The 17,668-nt window shown below is 48.4% G+C and carries 18 protein-coding genes and 5 tRNA genes; 10 read left to right on the top strand and 13 right to left on the bottom strand.

What is annotated here, in order from left to right:
* Positions 1 to 10 precede the first annotated feature (10 nt).
* Genes BS614_RS10885 through BS614_RS10865 form a run of 5 tightly spaced genes read left to right on the top strand, consistent with a single transcriptional unit; the run spans position 11 to position 4,474 of the window.
* A complete protein-coding gene (locus BS614_RS10885; RefSeq protein WP_047842024.1) occupies positions 11 to 400 on the top strand; it encodes an urease subunit beta in 390 nt (129 codons plus the stop codon).
* On the top strand, positions 397 to 2,115 hold the full coding sequence (gene ureC, locus BS614_RS10880; protein WP_074093986.1) for an urease subunit alpha: 1,719 nt from the start codon (positions 397 to 399) through the stop codon (positions 2,113 to 2,115). Before BS614_RS10885 ends, ureC begins: the two co-directional genes overlap by 4 nt.
* A gap of 33 nt (positions 2,116 to 2,148) precedes the next feature.
* Complete coding sequence (locus tag BS614_RS10875) at positions 2,149 to 2,844, top strand: urease accessory protein UreF (protein WP_084174487.1); 696 nt, start codon at positions 2,149 to 2,151, stop codon at positions 2,842 to 2,844.
* A 33-nt stretch (positions 2,845 to 2,877) separates the two neighbouring features.
* On the top strand, positions 2,878 to 3,597 hold the full coding sequence (gene ureG, locus BS614_RS10870; protein ID WP_017690021.1) for an urease accessory protein UreG: 720 nt from the start codon (positions 2,878 to 2,880) through the stop codon (positions 3,595 to 3,597).
* Positions 3,503 to 4,474, top strand: coding sequence for an urease accessory protein UreD (locus BS614_RS10865; RefSeq protein WP_167544396.1), 972 nt, complete (start codon positions 3,503 to 3,505; stop codon positions 4,472 to 4,474). The genes ureG and BS614_RS10865 overlap by 95 nt, the downstream gene beginning before the upstream one ends.
* Before the next feature lie 111 nt (positions 4,475 to 4,585).
* Here the strand turns inward: BS614_RS10865 and BS614_RS10860 are convergent, their stop codons facing one another.
* From BS614_RS10860 to BS614_RS10845, 4 genes are all read right to left on the bottom strand, one after another.
* On the bottom strand, positions 4,586 to 5,011 hold the full coding sequence (locus BS614_RS10860) for a helix-turn-helix domain-containing protein (RefSeq protein ID WP_036610863.1): 426 nt from the start codon (positions 5,009 to 5,011) through the stop codon (positions 4,586 to 4,588).
* A gap of 169 nt (positions 5,012 to 5,180) precedes the next feature.
* A tRNA-Leu gene (locus tag BS614_RS10855) sits at positions 5,181 to 5,263 on the bottom strand.
* Positions 5,264 to 5,280: 17 nt separating this feature from the next.
* Positions 5,281 to 5,356 (bottom strand) — tRNA-Lys (locus BS614_RS10850).
* A gap of 106 nt (positions 5,357 to 5,462) precedes the next feature.
* A tRNA-Glu gene (locus BS614_RS10845) sits at positions 5,463 to 5,534 on the bottom strand.
* A gap of 308 nt (positions 5,535 to 5,842) precedes the next feature.
* Between BS614_RS10845 and BS614_RS10840 the strand changes: the two genes are divergently transcribed.
* A complete protein-coding gene (locus BS614_RS10840; RefSeq protein ID WP_074093983.1) occupies positions 5,843 to 6,619 on the top strand; it encodes a DeoR/GlpR family DNA-binding transcription regulator in 777 nt (258 codons plus the stop codon).
* A gap of 4 nt (positions 6,620 to 6,623) precedes the next feature.
* Positions 6,624 to 7,520: a Cof-type HAD-IIB family hydrolase gene (locus tag BS614_RS10835; RefSeq protein WP_036610865.1), complete on the top strand. Its 897-nt coding sequence runs from the start codon at positions 6,624 to 6,626 to the stop codon at positions 7,518 to 7,520.
* Positions 7,521 to 7,584: 64 nt separating this feature from the next.
* Here the strand turns inward: BS614_RS10835 and BS614_RS10830 are convergent, their stop codons facing one another.
* Both BS614_RS10830 and BS614_RS10825 read right to left on the bottom strand, forming a co-directional pair.
* Positions 7,585 to 8,256 (bottom strand): MgtC/SapB family protein, encoded by a 672-nt coding sequence (locus tag BS614_RS10830; protein WP_017690026.1) that lies wholly within the window; start codon positions 8,254 to 8,256, stop codon positions 7,585 to 7,587.
* Positions 8,257 to 8,349: 93 nt separating this feature from the next.
* Complete coding sequence (locus BS614_RS10825; RefSeq protein ID WP_074093982.1) at positions 8,350 to 9,009, bottom strand: flavin reductase family protein; 660 nt, start codon at positions 9,007 to 9,009, stop codon at positions 8,350 to 8,352.
* 107 nt (positions 9,010 to 9,116) lie between these two features.
* On the opposite strand from BS614_RS10825, the gene BS614_RS10820 reads away from it, so the two are divergent.
* Complete coding sequence (locus BS614_RS10820) at positions 9,117 to 9,815, top strand: ArsR/SmtB family transcription factor (RefSeq protein ID WP_074093981.1); 699 nt, start codon at positions 9,117 to 9,119, stop codon at positions 9,813 to 9,815.
* Positions 9,816 to 10,037: 222 nt separating this feature from the next.
* On the opposite strand, the gene BS614_RS10815 is transcribed toward BS614_RS10820, so the two are convergent.
* From BS614_RS10815 to BS614_RS10805, 3 genes are all read right to left on the bottom strand, one after another.
* Positions 10,038 to 10,126: transfer RNA gene (locus BS614_RS10815), tRNA-Ser, on the bottom strand.
* 6 nt (positions 10,127 to 10,132) lie between these two features.
* A tRNA-Asn gene (locus tag BS614_RS10810) sits at positions 10,133 to 10,208 on the bottom strand.
* Between the two features lie 93 nt (positions 10,209 to 10,301).
* Positions 10,302 to 10,763, bottom strand: coding sequence for a SprT family protein (locus tag BS614_RS10805; RefSeq protein ID WP_074093980.1), 462 nt, complete (start codon positions 10,761 to 10,763; stop codon positions 10,302 to 10,304).
* A gap of 119 nt (positions 10,764 to 10,882) precedes the next feature.
* Here BS614_RS10805 and BS614_RS10800 point away from each other — a divergent pair, with 119 nt between their 5' ends.
* Both BS614_RS10800 and cmpA read left to right on the top strand, forming a co-directional pair.
* Entirely contained in the window at positions 10,883 to 11,239 is a 357-nt protein-coding gene (locus tag BS614_RS10800; protein ID WP_074093979.1) for a hydrolase/acyltransferase, read from the top strand.
* 181 nt (positions 11,240 to 11,420) lie between these two features.
* Positions 11,421 to 11,564, top strand: coding sequence for a cortex morphogenetic protein CmpA (gene cmpA / locus BS614_RS31105; RefSeq protein ID WP_017690033.1), 144 nt, complete (start codon positions 11,421 to 11,423; stop codon positions 11,562 to 11,564).
* A gap of 180 nt (positions 11,565 to 11,744) precedes the next feature.
* On the opposite strand, the gene BS614_RS10795 is transcribed toward cmpA, so the two are convergent.
* From BS614_RS10795 to BS614_RS10780, 4 genes are all read right to left on the bottom strand, one after another.
* On the bottom strand, positions 11,745 to 13,967 hold the full coding sequence (locus BS614_RS10795; protein WP_074093978.1) for a Tex family protein: 2,223 nt from the start codon (positions 13,965 to 13,967) through the stop codon (positions 11,745 to 11,747).
* 463 nt (positions 13,968 to 14,430) lie between these two features.
* Entirely contained in the window at positions 14,431 to 16,620 is a 2,190-nt protein-coding gene (locus BS614_RS10790; protein ID WP_074093977.1) for an alpha-galactosidase, read from the bottom strand.
* A gap of 235 nt (positions 16,621 to 16,855) precedes the next feature.
* Positions 16,856 to 17,206 carry a type II toxin-antitoxin system PemK/MazF family toxin gene (locus BS614_RS10785; RefSeq protein ID WP_024630714.1) on the bottom strand — a complete coding sequence of 117 codons (351 nt, stop codon included), beginning with the start codon at positions 17,204 to 17,206 and terminating at the stop codon, positions 16,856 to 16,858.
* Positions 17,207 to 17,209: 3 nt separating this feature from the next.
* Positions 17,210 to 17,491 carry a CopG family ribbon-helix-helix protein gene (locus BS614_RS10780; protein ID WP_017690037.1) on the bottom strand — a complete coding sequence of 94 codons (282 nt, stop codon included), beginning with the start codon at positions 17,489 to 17,491 and terminating at the stop codon, positions 17,210 to 17,212.
* Positions 17,492 to 17,668 lie beyond the last annotated feature (177 nt).

Raw genomic sequence — 17,668 nt, 5'->3', positions numbered from 1 at the left:
AGGAGAAACCATGATTCCTGGTGAATACCGTTTGAAGCCAGATGACGACATCATCTGTCATCCGGATCGTTTAACCCTACGACTCCTTGTCCTTAACCGCGGCGACCGCCCCGTCCAGGTCGGCTCTCACGTTCACTTCTATGAAGTTAATGCAGCACTGGACTTTGATCGCACCTCAGCTTTTGGACATCGTCTGCACATTCCGGCAGGCACCGCAGTTCGCTTCGAACCCGGTGAAGAGAAACCTGTTGAACTCACGACCTTTGGCGGCAAACGCCAGATTCACGGGTTCAACGGATTAACCGAAGGCTCTGCGGATCAAGCTCCTGATCCACTGAAACTGGAGGCATTCCTGAAGACGTTCTCTCCTCCCATACAAGATGGAGGTGAACCTTCATGAAACGAATGAGCCGCGAACAATACGCTTCGATGTTTGGACCGACAACCGGTGATGCCGTAAGACTTGCAGATACCGAACTATGGGCAGAGATTGAACATGATTATGCCGTATACGGAGATGAGAGCAAATTCGGGGGCGGCAAAGTTATCCGCGACGGGATGGGCCAGTCTACTACTGCTCTGCGAAGTGACGGCACTCCTGATACTGTTATCACCAACGCTATCATTATCGATCATTGGGGCATTGTAAAAGCGGATATCGGCATTCGGGATGGTCACATCTGCGCCATTGGCAAATCCGGTAACCCGGATACAATGGACGGCGTTCATCCCGCATTGGTCATCGGTGCTTCCACCGAAATCATCGCCGGTGAAGGCATGATTGTAACCGCTGGCGGCATTGATACCCATATTCATTTCATCTGCCCACAGCAGATTCGGACTGCGTTATCCTCCGGGGTCACGACCATGATCGGTGGCGGAACAGGACCTGCAACAGGAACCAAAGCCACCACCTGCACACCAGGAGCCTGGCACATCCACCGGATGTTAGAATCGGCAGAGGCTTTTCCCATGAACATCGGTTACCTTGGCAAAGGCAACAGTTCCAGTACCGCACCTTTAATTGAACAGATTGAAGCTGGGGTAATCGGCCTGAAGCTGCATGAAGATTGGGGCACTACCCCGAGCGCTATCGACGCTTGTCTGACTGCCGCCGGGGAACATGATGTTCAAGTCGCTATCCACACCGATACACTGAACGAAACCGGATTTCTCGAAAACACCCTGGCTGCGATCAACGGCCGGACGATCCACACGTACCATACGGAAGGCGCTGGTGGCGGACACGCACCGGATATTATCCGGGCCGCTGGGGAGTCCTACGTTATCCCCTCATCTACCAACCCAACACGACCGTACACACGCAACACTGTAGAAGAGCATCTCGACATGTTGATGGTGTGTCATCACCTGGACCCTTCCATCCCGGAAGATGTCGCTTTTGCGGATTCACGGATTCGTCCCGAAACAATCGCAGCCGAAGACATTTTGCATGATCTTGGCGTGTTCAGCATCATCAGTTCCGATTCTCAAGCCATGGGCCGAGTGGGTGAAGTCATTATCCGCACCTGGCAGACAGCCGACAAAATGAAAAAACAGCGCGGCAAACTTGAGCTCAACCCGAATTCCCCCTCCGATAACGATCGGATCAAGCGATATGTCGCCAAGTACACCATCAATCCAGCTATTGCACACGGAATCGGTCATCTCGTCGGTTCGGTGGAAGTTGGAAAGCTGGCCGATCTAATCGTATGGAAACCGGCCTACTTCGGTGTTAAACCCGAGATTGTCATTAAGGGTGGCATGATTACATTCGCCCAGATGGGTGATCCCAATGCATCCATTCCGACACCTCAGCCGGTATTTGGCAGACCCATGTTCGGAGCTTATGGTAGCGCCATCGCCAACGGATCGATCACCTTTGTCTCCCAAGCCGCAGCAAATGCGGGGATCAAAGAGACATTAGGTCTGAAAAAGCGGGTTGAACCCGTTAAAGGCTGTCGCTCTGTCAGTAAAAAAGACATGATTCATAACGACGTCACCCCTGTCATTGAAGTCGATCCCGAGACCTATGAGGTACGCGCCGACGGCGAGCTTCTCACCTGTGAACCCGCGGACGAGTTGCCTATGGCACAGCGGTACTTTATGTTTTGAGAGGAATACGGATTAGCTGATAAGGGGGCACTCATGATGAACAGTGGCACGAAGCTACTCCGTTATGTTCAGCTGCTGGATTCGGCCCTGCCCATCGGTGGTTTCTCCCATTCCTTCGGTCTGGAAGCTTACACGCATGATGGCACCGTGCAAAATACCGCGCAGCTTGAACAGTTTATTCGCAACCAGCTTCACTCCAGTCTTGTACGACTAGATGGTCTTGCCATCAAAGGCGTCTATCAGGCGATAAAACAGCAAGATGCCGCTCTACTTGCCCTGTATGATAAACGTGTCCACGCCCAGCGCTCCCCTCGGGAACTCAGGGAAAGCGGCCACAAAATGGGAAAACGACTGCTCAAGCTGGCCCGTTCACTCTATCCATGGATGGACTTTTCCCTGATTGATAAGGCCATCCGGGAACATGGCGCGTATTGCGGCATCACGACCATTCACGGTTATATCAACTATCAGTTGGAGATTGAATTGGATGAAGCCGTTACCGGGCATCTGTATACCTCGGTGAACGCTTATGTGAACAGCGCACTTCGCCTGCTGCCCATCGGACAAACCGAAGCGCAGATGTTGATTCAGAAACTGCTTGATGATATCGAAGCGGAATGGGCGCTCATTCGGGAAAATGACCCGGAAGATATGCACAGCTTCGGAATCGCCCAGGAAATCTACGCCATGCGGCATGAGACCTTACCCGCGCGGCTGTTTATGTCTTAACTACAACTTTTATCTAACCAAGGAGGAATTGTTATGTGTGGAGGAGCTAATCATACGCATCATCCGGAGTGGGAACGTAAGGCATTTGATCGGAGTCGTCCGATGCGAATTGGAATTGGTGGACCGGTAGGCTCAGGTAAAACAGCCCTGGTGGAGAAGCTGTCCAAGGCACTGCGTACACGTTATAGCCTTGCTGTCATCACGAATGACATTTATACCAAGGAAGATGCCGAGATTTTGCTGCGTCAGAATGCCCTGGCACCAGAGCGTATTATTGGCGTAGAGACAGGCGGATGCCCGCACACCGCTATTCGCGAGGATGCCTCCATGAATTTCGAAGCGGTTGACGAGTTAATTGAACGCTTCCCGGATCTGCAACTGATCTTCATCGAGAGTGGCGGCGACAATCTCTCTGCTGCATTCAGTCCGGAACTCGCTGATGTGTTCATCTACATTATCGACGTTGCCCAAGGGGAGAAACTTCCTCGCAAAGGCGGTCCTGGCATCACGCGTTCAGATCTGTTGTTAATCAACAAAACCGACCTTGCCCCTTACGTTGGAGCAAGCCTGGAAGTTATGAAAAATGATACCGAGCGGGTACGCGAAGGCCGCCCTTATGTCATGTCTAATCTAATGAGCGGTGAAGGTGTATCCGAGATTGTCCACTGGCTCGAACATCAATATATGGATGACGATGCTTCCGCTGCACATCTGCATTCACACAGCCATGAACATGGCACTCACTCGCATTAATTCATCTTCTGTCCCCACGGGAACAGAGATAAATAGGAATGAAAGTGCAGGTGCGCCCGTCACACGCCGCAGCGAGCTTCGGGCCACCTTTGCCTTTCAAATCGACCGGACTGTCATGACTGATCGTTATTACAGCGCACCTCTCCGGTTTAGCCGATCCTTTCGACCTCCCGGAGGCGGAACCGAATTATGTGTGTACACGTCAGACGTCTCTCCAGGAGTCCTTAACGGGGATCATTATCATTCCGAGTGGGAATTAGGTGAAGGCACCCATGTCATGCTGAGCAGCACATCTGCTACCAGACTTCATCCTACACCTTCCATTCCCTCATCCGTTAATCATCACTTTCGGTTGGGAAAAGGGGCCACGCTGGAATACTTTCCTGAATGCGTCATTCCCTTCAAAGGAAGTTCTTCTTCGCTCGCTGTAACCTTTGAGCTGGAAGAGAGGGCAATCTTGGCCTATGCAGATATCTGGTCTGCCGGACGGATTCATCGGGGAGAAGTTTTCCAATTCGAGCGTTACCGCAGCTTGACGGAGATATGGCAAGGTGAACAACTGGCTGTCTGGGATCGATTCGGACTCGAACCGGATACCGATGATCCCAAACACTCAGCATCCCTCCTTCACTATACCCATACCGCTGCGTTGTGGATGATCGCACCGGGGCTTGGTACTGCGGAGTTGGAGCAAGTCAGATCCGCGCTGCCACCAGATGGACGGATGCTCGCAGGTGCAAGTTTGCTGGCAACCGGAGGCATCGGCGTTCGACTCCTTGGCATGGCAGCTTGGGAGCTTCAGGAGCAGTGTCTTCAGATCTGGAACACACTCCGCCCCCATCTGCTGGGCAAAGAAACTCTTGTCTTTCGTAAATAAGGGCATGAAGCATGCATGGTTAATACAAAAAACCTCTGAACTGTCTCCGAGTGTGTTCGGATTAGTCCAGAGGTTTTTGTACATTCAGTCTATGGATGCTGCTCATATCACTTACGCTTCGTTTTCCTCAGAATCGTTCTCTGATTTGTTCTCAGGTTTATAGCGATAGTCGCCTGCATCCTTACTTTCTTTCGATTTGCGGTAACGGGTGAACTCAATATATTCGCTGATAAAAGACTGTTCCACAGTCGATAATTCACTTTCTTGGCAATTCAATTGCCGCAAAACGTCAAAAAAATAATCCTCCCGTTTTTCCCGAACCATCGCTTCCTTCGATGGACGTCCAATCATGAGCCAGTCAAGGCTCACATCAAAAAACGAAGCAATCTCAATTAATTTATTCGTACTCGGAATAGACTTGCCACGTTTCCAATCACCCAGATTGCCTGTGCTAATCTTCAGCTGTTGGCAGAAAGCCTTCTTGGTCATTCCTCGTTCGGCAATCAGGTGTTCAATTCGCTCATAGATCGACTGCATACAAGAACCGCCTTCCAACCGTAATAATCAACTCATCTGCTTGAATTATACCACATTATTCCTGAATGCTCAGCCTTTATATGCCTGGCACAGAATGATGTATATCGTATAACACAAAGATAGACTCCCATGAATGATCATAGAAGTCTATCTTATGTTGTTGCTGTGATGCGGTCGAGAGGACTCGAACCTCCACGGGTATACACCCACTACCCCCTCAAGATAGCGTGTCTGCCATTCCACCACGACCGCATATTCAATTGTAAAAATGGTGAGCCATGAAGGGCTCGAACCTTCGACACCCTGATTAAAAGTCAGGTGCTCTACCAACTGAGCTAATGGCTCTTGCTGTAAACTTCACCGGATGTGCCATGCTTCATTCTTGTCTATAAGAGCAATGACTTTGAGGATTACTCATCGAAAATGTAGATCTCATGAGGTGGTGAAGATATGACCCGTAGGGGATTCGAACCCCTGTTACCTCCGTGAAAGGGAGGTGTCTTAACCCCTTGACCAACGGGCCTTAATAACAAGTTGTCTTTCTTGGCGACAAGAATGAGTATACCACAGGACATTTTGAACTTGCAATACTTTTTTTAAAATTTATTTTTCAAGCCTTTTTGTCCATTGCATACTGTTCTTCAGAGCCCCGTTATTCGCCACCTCCCCTATTCATGCCAATGTCATCACTATGCAGGAACAATGTAAATCATTCATCAAAACACTTATAAAAACTTACGTTCACTTATAATATTGCAAATCACATTAAGAATACTTATAATTAAAGTATCAGTATAAGTACGGTCATCCATACACTCGGAGGTGACATGTTTGTTTCAAGAAGAACGAATGCAGCTCATTGTTGAACATCTACGCAAACACAATCGCATCTCAGCCGATGATATTGTCTCCTTGTTTGATGTATCACGGGATACTGCACGCAGGGATCTGATTAAGCTTGAGGAACAGGATGCCATTATCCGAACACGTGGCGGCGCGATTCTCCCCCCTCCTCCGCAAGAATTCAGATCCTACAAAGACCGTTTACTCGATGTATCTGAGGAAAAGAGGGCCATCGGCAAACTCGCTGCGGCCATTGTAAGGGAAGGTGAGATCATTATTCTGGACTCTTCCACGACTGTGCAGGCCTGTGCCGAGAACTTGAACGGCAAATCCTGTACCGTCATTACCAATTCGATTCATTCCGCTGATCTTCTCTCCAATCACACTGCTGTCCAGATTCGTTTGCTCGGAGGTAAAGTAGATAAGGAACAACGTTATGTCTACGGTACCTCTGTTATCGAGACCCTCTCCCACTATTATGTAGATAAAGCCTTTATCGGAATTGGCGGTATCACCATGGATGGCTTCAGTGCTTCCGAAGAGGAAGGGAAAATTAAACACCAAATGATGAAAGCTGCCAAGAAAGTTGTTGTTCTTGCAGATCAATCCAAGTTTGATAGACGTTATGGTTATCGTTTTGCCGACTGGTCATTGGTGGATGTATTGATTACGGATCAATGGCCAACCAAAGAATGGCTTGTTTTTCTAGCCGAACAACAGGTTGAGATTCTCATTCCTGAACCAACAGATGATAAGGAGTTGTAAATATATGAAATTATTTGCCACAGATTTAGATGGAACTTTGTTGAACATAGATAGCCAGATTAGCCCGGAGAATGCCGCAGCCATCCAAAAGGCCCAGCAATCCGGTATGAAAGTTACCATTGCAACAGGACGTGTCTATTCCGATGTTGTGACCATCAGCCGCGAAGGCGGAATCAAAACCCCGATTATCGGCTCCAACGGAGCGACAATTCATGATGCAGACGGTGAACGTCTATTCCATCTTCCGCTCGAGCGTGACACAGCAGCTTCCGTCATGCAGTGGCTGGAAGATCATGATGTCTATTATGAGGCTTCAACGCAACAAGGCATCTATGCCCCGCGTAGCAGTCATGAGACCTTGCTCGCCGAGATGGAACGTGTTCTTGGTTCGAACCCTGGTGAGGACATTGCACGCATGATTCGCTCCATCAAGAAACACTATGACAAAAAAGACTACCACCGCGTAAACAGCCATCTCGAAATTCCGGCAGAAGCCTACATCTATAACATTATGGCCTTCTCCATGAATCCGGACAAAGTAAAGACAGGACGAGAATACTTCGCTTCCCGATCCGATGTCGCTATGGTTGTATCCTTTGAGCATAACTTCGAAATGCAGCACCCGGACGTATCCAAAGGTAATGCCCTCACCAAACTGGCGGCTCACCTGAACATCTCCATGGAAGATACAGTAGCGATCGGCGATAACTTCAACGATGTCTCCATGTTAAAAATGGCAGGACTCGGAATCGCCATGGGTAATGGCGAACCCGAAATCCAGGCATTAGCCAAAGCCATAACGCTGACCAATGTGGAGCACGGTGTAGCCCATGCCATCGAGTGCCTGCTTGAAGGTAAACCGGTATCCCGCCCAGAAACGATTGTCGGAGAAGGTCAGTAATTGGACCCATACTGAATTAAGTACTGAACCTGCATGATCACCTGTTGATCCATGCAGGTTCTCTTCATTTTAACTCCGCAGATCGAACGTGAGGCACGTCCTGTAACAAAATAATCAGTTGCTCGCCCCGGTATGAACCCGGTAGTTGCAACGTGAACTCAAGCACAGTCTCTTCCACGGAGTCTGTGCTTGTTTGCTGTTCAGTCTTAAATCCGATGACCGAGATCTTCTCCTGTCCCAGCAGTGCCAAAACAGTCTTCAGGGCCTCTCCCTCATTTTGCAGATGGATGGTTAACGTCTCTGTTCGAGCGGATACCAGCCAGCGTGTAGGTCTATGCAGTAACATCTGTGCCACGACAATAAGCAGTGTCACGCCCGCACCCGTCCAATACAGACCTGAACCCACAGCAAGTCCCATGCCTGCCGTAGCCCATATGCCAGCTGCTGTGGTTAATCCCCTGACCGTGTGACGCTGTGTGAAGATCATGCCCGCTCCAATGAACCCCACACCGCTAACAACTTGTGCAGCGATCCTTGAAGGGTCAAGGGACAGATTGTCCCAGCCAGCCTGATCCTGGAATCCGTATTTCGATACAATCATCATCAGGGCAGCACCAACGGCGACCACAAAATGAGTACGGATTCCCGCTTCTTTCATTCGATTCTTGCGCTCATATCCGATTAGCACACCACATATTCCAGCTATGAGTACACGCATCAAATATTCCACTTCCATGCACATCACCTCTTTCATTATGTATATGCTTACATGAGTCTATCTTTACTATTACCCAATCTTTACATGACTAATAAAGAACTTCTACTCAAGTCAATTCTCTGCCCGGAAATTTTCCCCTTGTCTCTTGCCCAATCCGAAATAATGTCTGAAATTATATATCAGCGGATGCCATTCCTCCGGATTAATCTTGTTCGGTCCAGATATTAGTCTGGTGTGTGCGTGCACCTTCAACGCTTTCACTTCAACAATCGCCATGAACGGTGTATGTTCGGGAATACGTATGTGTTGTACAGCCGCTTCAATCTGGAGCGGACATTCAACTATTTTATCTGGTGCTACCTGAACCGAACATTCAGATGTCAGTCCAGCTACAGTGAATTTATCATGACAATATTCATAGCCCATCTTCCTTTTCTCCTCAGGAACCGGAGTAACTCCCGTATAACGACCCAATGCCTCAACCTTTTTCCACATGGTCGCGTCCGGCAGATTAATTACACACTCCGGGTTTCGACTCAGATTTTCATAGGCTTTGCCCTGTGTACCTAGACCGAGAACCAGACAATCCCCCAGTGCCCAAGACGAGGATAATGGTGCCAGGTTGGTTGATCCATCCTCATTTAATGTGCTCAGCAGCACTACAGGCGTACCATAATATAAAATACTGGGATTAATCGTCTCATGTTGAATCACTTCTGGACTCGCAGACAACTGCTCTGTAGCAAAGTCCTGTTTCGTTATCTTTTTCATCCTGTACCTCTCCTGTTCCCATTCCAATGCTTTATAAGCTCAATCTGACCCATATGGGACGATACAACTCGATTGTAATACAGTAATAGTTCAGGTATGATCGAAGTATGAATGTATATCCGAATATTACTGTTATTGCGTCGTTAATCGCTGATCCAAGCCGCGCTATTTTTCTGTCATCCTTACTTGATGGCCGTGCGTTGCCTGCAGGAGAGCTTGCTCATATGGCAAGTGTCACTCCCCAGACGGCAAGCAGCCATCTAGCTAAACTCGTAGAGGGAGGATTACTCGAAGTTGAACAACAAGGACGCCACCGATACTACCGTCTTGCAAACAAAGAAATTGCTAATCTGATTAAAAGCATGGCCAGTATTGCTCCGCCTGTACAGATCCGCTCTCTCAAACAATCCGATCAGCTTCAACAACTGAGTCATGCACGGACCTGTTATGGTCATCTGGCCGGGAAATTGGGAATCTCGCTCTGTGAAGCCTTAGTACAAAAGGGGTATCTTTCAGACCCCGAAGAGGCACACAGCAAGGATTATCAAGTTACAGAGAAAGGAATACAGTGGTTCACTACGTTCGGAATTGAACTTCAGATGAAGCCGGGATCACGCCGTGCCATCGCTCGCAAATGTCTGGATTGGAGCGAACGCCGTCATCATCTCTCAGGTATGCTTGGGGAACAACTCAGACATCGGTTAGCGGAACTGGACTGGATTCGTCAAAAAACAGGAAGTCGCTCTGTCGAAGTAACGGAAGCAGGCAAGAAAGGTTTATACGAGATGTTGAGCATTTCACTTTAGGCTGAGGCGTACACCAGGGATAAGCAAAGATCAGTAAACGCAAAAAATCCCCTTCACACTGACCGTTAACCGGTCTAATGTGAAGAGGATTCTTTGTGCAATCAGAACGGAGAAAGAGGAGTACTCTCACTTCGTTCGATACTGCGAAGTATTGCTAACGAAGCTTATGCTCCGACGAACCTTTAGGGTTCTCATCCCTTTGCAGAGAAGTTTAATTCAGAACGGAGAGAGAGGGATTCGAACCCTCGCACCGCTTACGCAGTCTAACCCCTTAGCAGAGGGTCCCCTTATAGCCACTTGGGTATCTCTCCAAGAAATGGCTCCCCGAACAGGGCTCGAACCTGTGACAACTCGATTAACAGTCGAGTGCTCTACCAACTGAGCTATCAGGGAAAATTAACTTGAATAAGATTAATCTACCATGATTAATAATCCAAGTCAACATCCCTTCCATCACTTTCTTTAATACATTGAACGAAACGCACATCAGATATTCTGAAGCCCCAGTTTTCCCGCACAACGACCACAACGGTAACGCTTCGGATCTATTTTCCGTTTGCGCAAATATTCCGTACCACAGCTCTTGCACACCAGCTTATAACGATATGGCAACGGCTTTCTGCCTTTGCCGTCAGGAAGCGATTGGCAGTAACGCGAGCCGCCTACCTTCTGCAACAAAGCCTTGAATTCCGGATCACGATGCTGATAGCCGCGCCCACGAATATGCAGATGATAGTGACACAGCTCATGCTTGATGATTTTCTCAACCTCATCTCGCCCATAGGCTTCGAGTTGATGCGGATTGATCTCAATCCGGTGACTTTTGAGCATATAACGCCCCCCCGTCGTGGTCAGGCGACTGTTAAACAACGCTTTATGGGTGAACGGCACTCCGAAATGATCCAGTGATACCTGTTCAATCCATTGTTGCAATTCCTCATTTTCCATCGATATCCTCTCCTTGCACCCCCTCGGAGCATTTGTTTTTCCGGTATAATACTTGAATTTTAACCGTTTCGTAGGCTACACTGTCAAGTAGAATGTATGAGGGGAGATTATTACTCGTTATGCCTACAATGCGCTATGTCATCCTGCAGCAGGAACAACAATTGCAGTTCGTGGAAATGCCGGCAGATTACGCCTATCAACTCAGTGCGCTCAACCTGCGCCTGCACAAGGAAATTGATAAACTCACTGCAGCAGATGTCCCTGTCCTGCCTTGGGCGATCGCCGAATGTGACAGCCTCGATCTCCTAAACGAAAATTTTACTATCATCGGCGGCCTTGATTATATCAATGCGCTTGAAGAATCTTTTGCAGCACTACGTGAAAGCCATTATCCTTTGATTTCTCTGCTTACCGAAATCCGGGCTCTTCAGGCCCAATTGGAACAATGGTATGAAGAAGAGATGGAAGCTCTCTAATTCACCGCAGGTATCATTTTATAATGATGAGAACGAAAAGCACATTTCCCTGAATTGGGATTTGTGCTTTTTTTGAGTGAACAAGATTGATTTGCCGGAGGCCTCCACTTATCCCGCACAGTCCAGGCTATTGCCACATATGCTAACGTACAGATGAATTATGCAAGAGGAGGAGATACCCTTGCCTCAATGGCTTTGCAATCAACTGATGCGTGCATTTCACAAAAAGGACAGCCGGCAAATCAAGTTGCTGAACGAATGCTGGTTCTTTTATCGTAACAAACCAGCAAATGGCACACCACGCAGCGCGGAGAACGAACTTTAAGAGGTTGTTCATAAAAGTCTGCATTGGATTACGAAGGATGGCCCTTTGAACACGCACTTTAAGAAAATGCACATATTGCCCACCGTACTTACTAGAGGAATTAGAACGGATAACGGGACTATTACTGTCGACAACAAACAGCCTTCCTGGTTAGGGAAGGCTGTTCTCCAATCCTACTATTTAAGAAGACTGTTGCGCAGAAGCAGGCTTCTTCATCGTCAGGCCGACACGGCCTTTTTTGGTATCCACACTCATAACCCAGACCGTTACATTATCCCCGACAGACACAACGTCCATCGGATGTTTAACATACCCGTTGCTGAGCTGTGAAATATGGACAAGCCCATCACTCTTGATCCCAATATCAACAAAAGCACCGAAATCAATAACGTTCCGAACCGTACCTTGCAGCTCCATGCCTTCCACCAGATCCTCAATTTTCAATACATCTGTACGGAAGATTGGCAACGGCATTTCTTCACGCGGGTCACGCCCCGGACGCTGCAAGCTGTCCAGAATGTCACGCAATGTAGGCACACCTACGTCCAGTTTCGCAGCCAATTGTTCTGGCTGTTGCTCTGACAGTAATACCGACAGTTCCTTGCTGCCCAGCTTGTCCAGTGCAACCTGAAGCTCCTTGAACAGCTGATCCACCACCTTGTAGGACTCAGGGTGAATCGGTGTACGATCCAATGGATTCTCACCTTCACCAATACGCATAAATCCTACGCACTGCTCATAGGTTTTGGCACCCAGACGTGGCACCTTCTGAAGCTGACGGCGGTTTGTAAACCGGCCATTTTCTTCACGGTACTTCACGATGTTTTTGGCAATCGTAGCATTAACTCCGGCAACATATGACAGCAACGAAGGTGATGCTGTATTCACATCCACACCCACATGGTTAACTGCGGATTCCACGACAGCCTTCAGGCTTTCTTCGAGAATCTTCTGGGAGACGTCATGCTGATATTGACCCACCCCAATGGCTTTTGGATCAATCTTAACCAACTCCGCCAGCGGGTCTTGTACACGACGTGCAATGGAAGCTGCACTGCGCTCCGCAACATCCAGATCCGGGAACTCTTCCTGGGCCAGCTTGGATGCAGAATATACACTCGCGCCTGCTTCGTTAACAATCAGATACACAAGACTTTCATCACCGTTCTCCTGAATGATCTCGGCAACAAACTGCTCCGTCTCACGTGATCCGGTACCATTACCAATGACGATCAGTCCGATATCATATTGCTTGATCATGCGATGGAATACTTCGGCAGCTTCACGTTTCTTGTTGTGTGGTGGCGTTGGGTAGGTCACAGCCACTTCCAGCAGTTTGCCCGTATCATCTACTACAGCCAGTTTACAACCGGTACGATAGGCCGGATCCACACCCAGCACACGTTTGCCATGAATCGGCGGTTGAAGCAACAGATTACGCAGATTGGCCGAGAATACCGATATGGCCTGATTTTCACCTTTTTCCGTAAGTTCTCCACGAACTTCACGCTCAATGGAAGGCGCAATCAGCCGCTTGTATGCATCTTCAATCACATCACGCAGGATATCCTGCACGGCAGAAGCACCACGAATGATCTGTCCTTCCATATGGCGATGGGCCGGTTCTGCCTGTACGTCCAGGCCGACTTTCAGAATACTCTCACGTTCACCGCGATTAATTGCGAGAATACGGTGTGGAGGCATTTTTTTGGCTAATTCGCGGTAATCATAATAATTCTCGTACACGGACTCCTCTTGAGCATCCTTCGCTTCTGAAGTCAGCATCCCGTGATCCAAGGTGTACCGACGAATCCAGGCACGAATGGCAGCATCGTCTGCGATATTCTCCGCGAGAATGTCTTTGGCTCCCTGAAGCGCCGACTCCGCATCTTCTACACCCAGTTCAGCATTGATATATTTCGCAGCTTCCTGGAGTACATCTCCTTGTTTCGGTTGACCCCAGATCCATACAGCAAGGGGCTCAAGACCTTTTTCTTTTGCCACGCTGGCACGCGTTTTCCGCTTCTGACGGTAAGGTCGATACAAGTCTTCCACTTCCTGCAGCTTCACAGCTTGCGTAATGGATTGCTTCAGTTCTCCGGTCAGTTTGCCCTGTTCCTCTATAATACGGATGACTTCCAATTTGCGATCCTCAAGATTGCGCAGATAAACAATGCGTTCTTCAATCGATCGCAGCTGGTTCTCATCCAGCTCTCCAGTCATTTCTTTACGGTAGCGGGCGATAAATGGAATCGTATTGCCTTCGTCCAGAAGCTCCGACGTTGTGCGGACCTGCTTCAAGGACAGTGACAGTTCCTTGGCTACCTGTTTGATGATTCGTTCATGGCGTTCTGCCTTTATTGTTTCTTCATTGGGTTCCAGAACCGTTTCCTGTTCAGACAAAATAAATCCCTCTTTCCTTCCTGAATCGTTCGTTACAATCATTTCAGGGCAGCTTTGCTGCTGTAATTACAGTATAGTTGAACCATTTGTTTCTTCCACTCTACCCTATATTATCACAGAATCACGTCCAGATTTCCATCAATCCGCAAGCATACAAGTTCTGACAGAATGATGTCATCCTCCAGCCTTCCCCATTACGTCAAAAAAAGACCGAAAAACGTCATCACAACGCTCCTCGGTCTTTCCTTATTCAAAACTTTAAATACAATAGCAATCTAATAAGTGAAACTGCTCATTTACACGATAACGGAGAGGACAGAAAAAACCTGAAAAAGCGAAGCGTTCGCCTTTATCTCCGGATTTTCCCTTTGAGAAAAGGGAATCAAAAAATCTGGGGATAACAGCGATTGGAAGGTTGTTCTGTCATCGTAGTATCCGTGTAAATAAAATGCAGTTCACTTATCTAGACGCACTCGAACCGGAACATCTCGCTCAGATAGTCTCCTGATGTGCTGCCTACCGAAATACCGCCATACATCAAGGCATCACCCGTAAAGGTCTCCAATCCGCCTTTCAGACGGTAATCCGCATTAGGGTCCAATCCTTTCAGCTTCAGGCGCTGAAGTGGCGCATTGGGCTCAGAGAGCACGCGGAAGTAGAATACAACGGCTTCGCTTCCGTCCGGTGCAATAAACATCCACGCTGTCTCATTGCCTTCAAACGGACTGAGCAAGCGACGGAATGTTCCATATTGAACCGTTCCACGAATCTCTTTGTACAGCTCAACCTGGGCTTTCACGATGTCATTCTCTTCTTCCGTGAATTTTGTCAGGTCCAGCTCGTACCCGAAGTTGCCCGACATCGCAACATGTCCCCGAATCTCAAGCGAAGTGATCCGGTTGACCTGATGATTCGGTACCGCTGAGATATGTGATCCCATCGAACTTACCGGGTATACAAGACTCGTACCGTATTGAATGCGCAGGCGGGATATCGCATCCGTGTTATCACTTGTCCACGTCTGTGGCATGTAATACAGCATACCTGGATCGAAGCGGCCACCACCACCTGAACAGCTCTCGAACAGAATGTTCGGGAACGCCGAGGTGATTCGTTCCATAACGTCATACAACCCCAGCATGTAACGATGCGCAGTCTCACGCTGTCTATCTGCCGGAAGCAACGCAGAACCCACTTCCGTCATATTCCGGTTCATGTCCCATTTCACATAAGTGATTGGGGCAGAACCAAGTACGTCTGTTAACATGCGTACAATCTCATCACGTACATCCTGACGAGAGAAGTCGAGTACCAGTTGCTGACGTCCTTCTGTCCGGCGACGATCAGGCACATGCAGACACCAGTCTGGATGCGCTCGGTACAGCTCACTGTCTGGTGAGATCATCTCAGGCTCAAACCACAATCCGAACTGCATATCCAGACCGGTTACGCGGTTAGCCAGATCATCCAGTCCCTGTGGCAATTTGTTCTTATCTACAATCCAGTCGCCCAGCGAGGAGTTGTCACTGTCCCGGTGTCCAAACCAGCCATCATCCAAGACAAACAGCTCAATACCCAGCTTCTGTCCAGCACGAGCGATCTGTTCAATCTTGTCTGCATTGAATCCAAAGTAGGTTGCTTCCCAGTTATTGACCAGAACCGGACGTTCCGCATTGCGGAACTTACCACGCGCAAGACGCTCCCGATACAATTCGTGGTAGGACTGTGACATGCCGTCCAAACCTGCATCCGAATATACCATAACCGTCTCAGGTGTCTGGAACGCTTCCTGTGGATCCAGCTTCCAGCTGAACTCGAACGGGTTGATTCCGAGTGACACACGGGTGGTGTGGAACTGATCCACTTCAGCCTGTGCGGTGAAGCTGCCACTATAGACGAGACTGAATCCGTAGACTTCACCCTGATCTTCATCCGTGCCTGGTGTCATCAGCGCAATAAATGGATTCTGCTGGTGACTGCTTGAACCACGACGGCTCTCAATCCCTTGCAGGCCTGAAGCAAGCGGTCTGCGAACGATATCACGTTCCCGCGTCCAAGCTCCTGACAATTGCAACAATTCATAATCTGCATGTGGGAAATCAACAGAAGAACTGAGCGCACGCACTACATTCACTGAGGTAGCGCTCTCATTAACGATACGCATGGAGCGTGTAATCGCATTAAATGCTGTAAAGGCTGTATAAGAAAGCTCGATCTTGATACCCGCAACGCGGTCTTCCAACTCAATAACCAGCGTCTCTGCTTCATCATCGGATTCAACATACGTTGCTGGCAGTCCAGTAAGCGCTGTCTTTCCTTTGACTAATCGATGGCCTGTATACGTAAACTCCGAAACCGTTGAGCCATTCTCAAGTTCCAATTGGATTGCAGGATTACGGAAATCACTTGTGCCATACACGGGTAGTTCCACTGCCAATGTATCAAATGAAATTGTACGGTCCTCTGGTACTGGGTTCGGACTGAAAGATGCTCGTTCTGTACGAACATGCAACCAGCTCAGATCGGTGTCGCGTAATTTTTTGCCATAGTACAAATGCACCAAATATCCTGAAGGCAGTACCTGAAATATGTAACTGGCCTCACGGGTCTGTAAATGAAATTGAAGTTTCTCCTGATTGATGTAAATGCTCATATGTCTCCTCCACCTCTATATATAGGTCTTTCGGGTAAACGGTTTCTCAGGTTTCATTATAGCGAAAAGATCGCCAATGTTCTACGCTTTCATCAAGCTTTAATCAAAAGAGCGCATAACAGCCCGAAGGATGTCATACGCTCTTTTGGTTACAGTCTGAATTCAGTGTGTTCCCTTACAGGAACATCCATTGCCAACGGACGGCAGGGCAGCGTACAAGACGCTGGTTGCTGCCTTAAAAATCGATTAAACCAAGGCTGATCTGTAAGGCTTCGTTGACCAATTTCATGGTCTCCTCGTCCAGATGGGTAATCTTGTCAGTCAGCCTCTGTTTATCAATCGTCCGTATTTGTTCGAGCAAAATAACCGAGTCCCGGTCAAAGCCGTGTGCCGCCGCATCAATTTCAACATGCGTTGGCAGCTTTGCCTTCTGGATTTGGGCGGTGATAGCCGCCACAATACAAGTTGGACTGAACCGGTTGCCGATATCATTCTGGATCACCAGAACCGGCCTGACTCCACCTTGCTCGGAACCGACAACGGGAGAAAGATCCGCAAAAAAAACGTCACCACGTTTTACGATCAATGTCTACACCCCGCTAACTAAGCGGTCCAGAGTGCTGTCCGCATCTTCCTCCGCATGAAAGGCTTCGGATGCCATGGTCAGATTAATTTTTGCCATCTCCATGTACCCTCGCTGCATCGTTTCACGGATGTAACGTTTCTTACGCTCCGTTAAATACAGCTTCATAGCCTGCCTAATCAATTCGCTGCGGTTGGAATTCTCCAGCGCTACGATGCCATCCACTTCCTGCAAAAGATAATCAGGTAAACTGATCATGATCCGCTTGGTGTTCTGCAAGTTGGCCACCTTTCTTCCACCCCCACAAACCTTTCGCCATTGTGAACCAGTATTACGTTTTTCCAGAACTTTTATACAAAGGAATATATATGCCCCGAGTATATCAAGTATGCTGTACTCCATTATAAACACGGGGAACAATATTCGTACAGACCAAACATCTCAATTCAGGAATTAAATCCTTAC

It is taken from the genome of Paenibacillus xylanexedens (genome assembly GCF_001908275.1).
In the GTDB taxonomy this organism is placed as follows: Bacteria; Bacillota; Bacilli; order Paenibacillales; family Paenibacillaceae; genus Paenibacillus; species Paenibacillus xylanexedens_A.
This window is presented reverse-complemented; position numbering and strand designations above follow the sequence as displayed.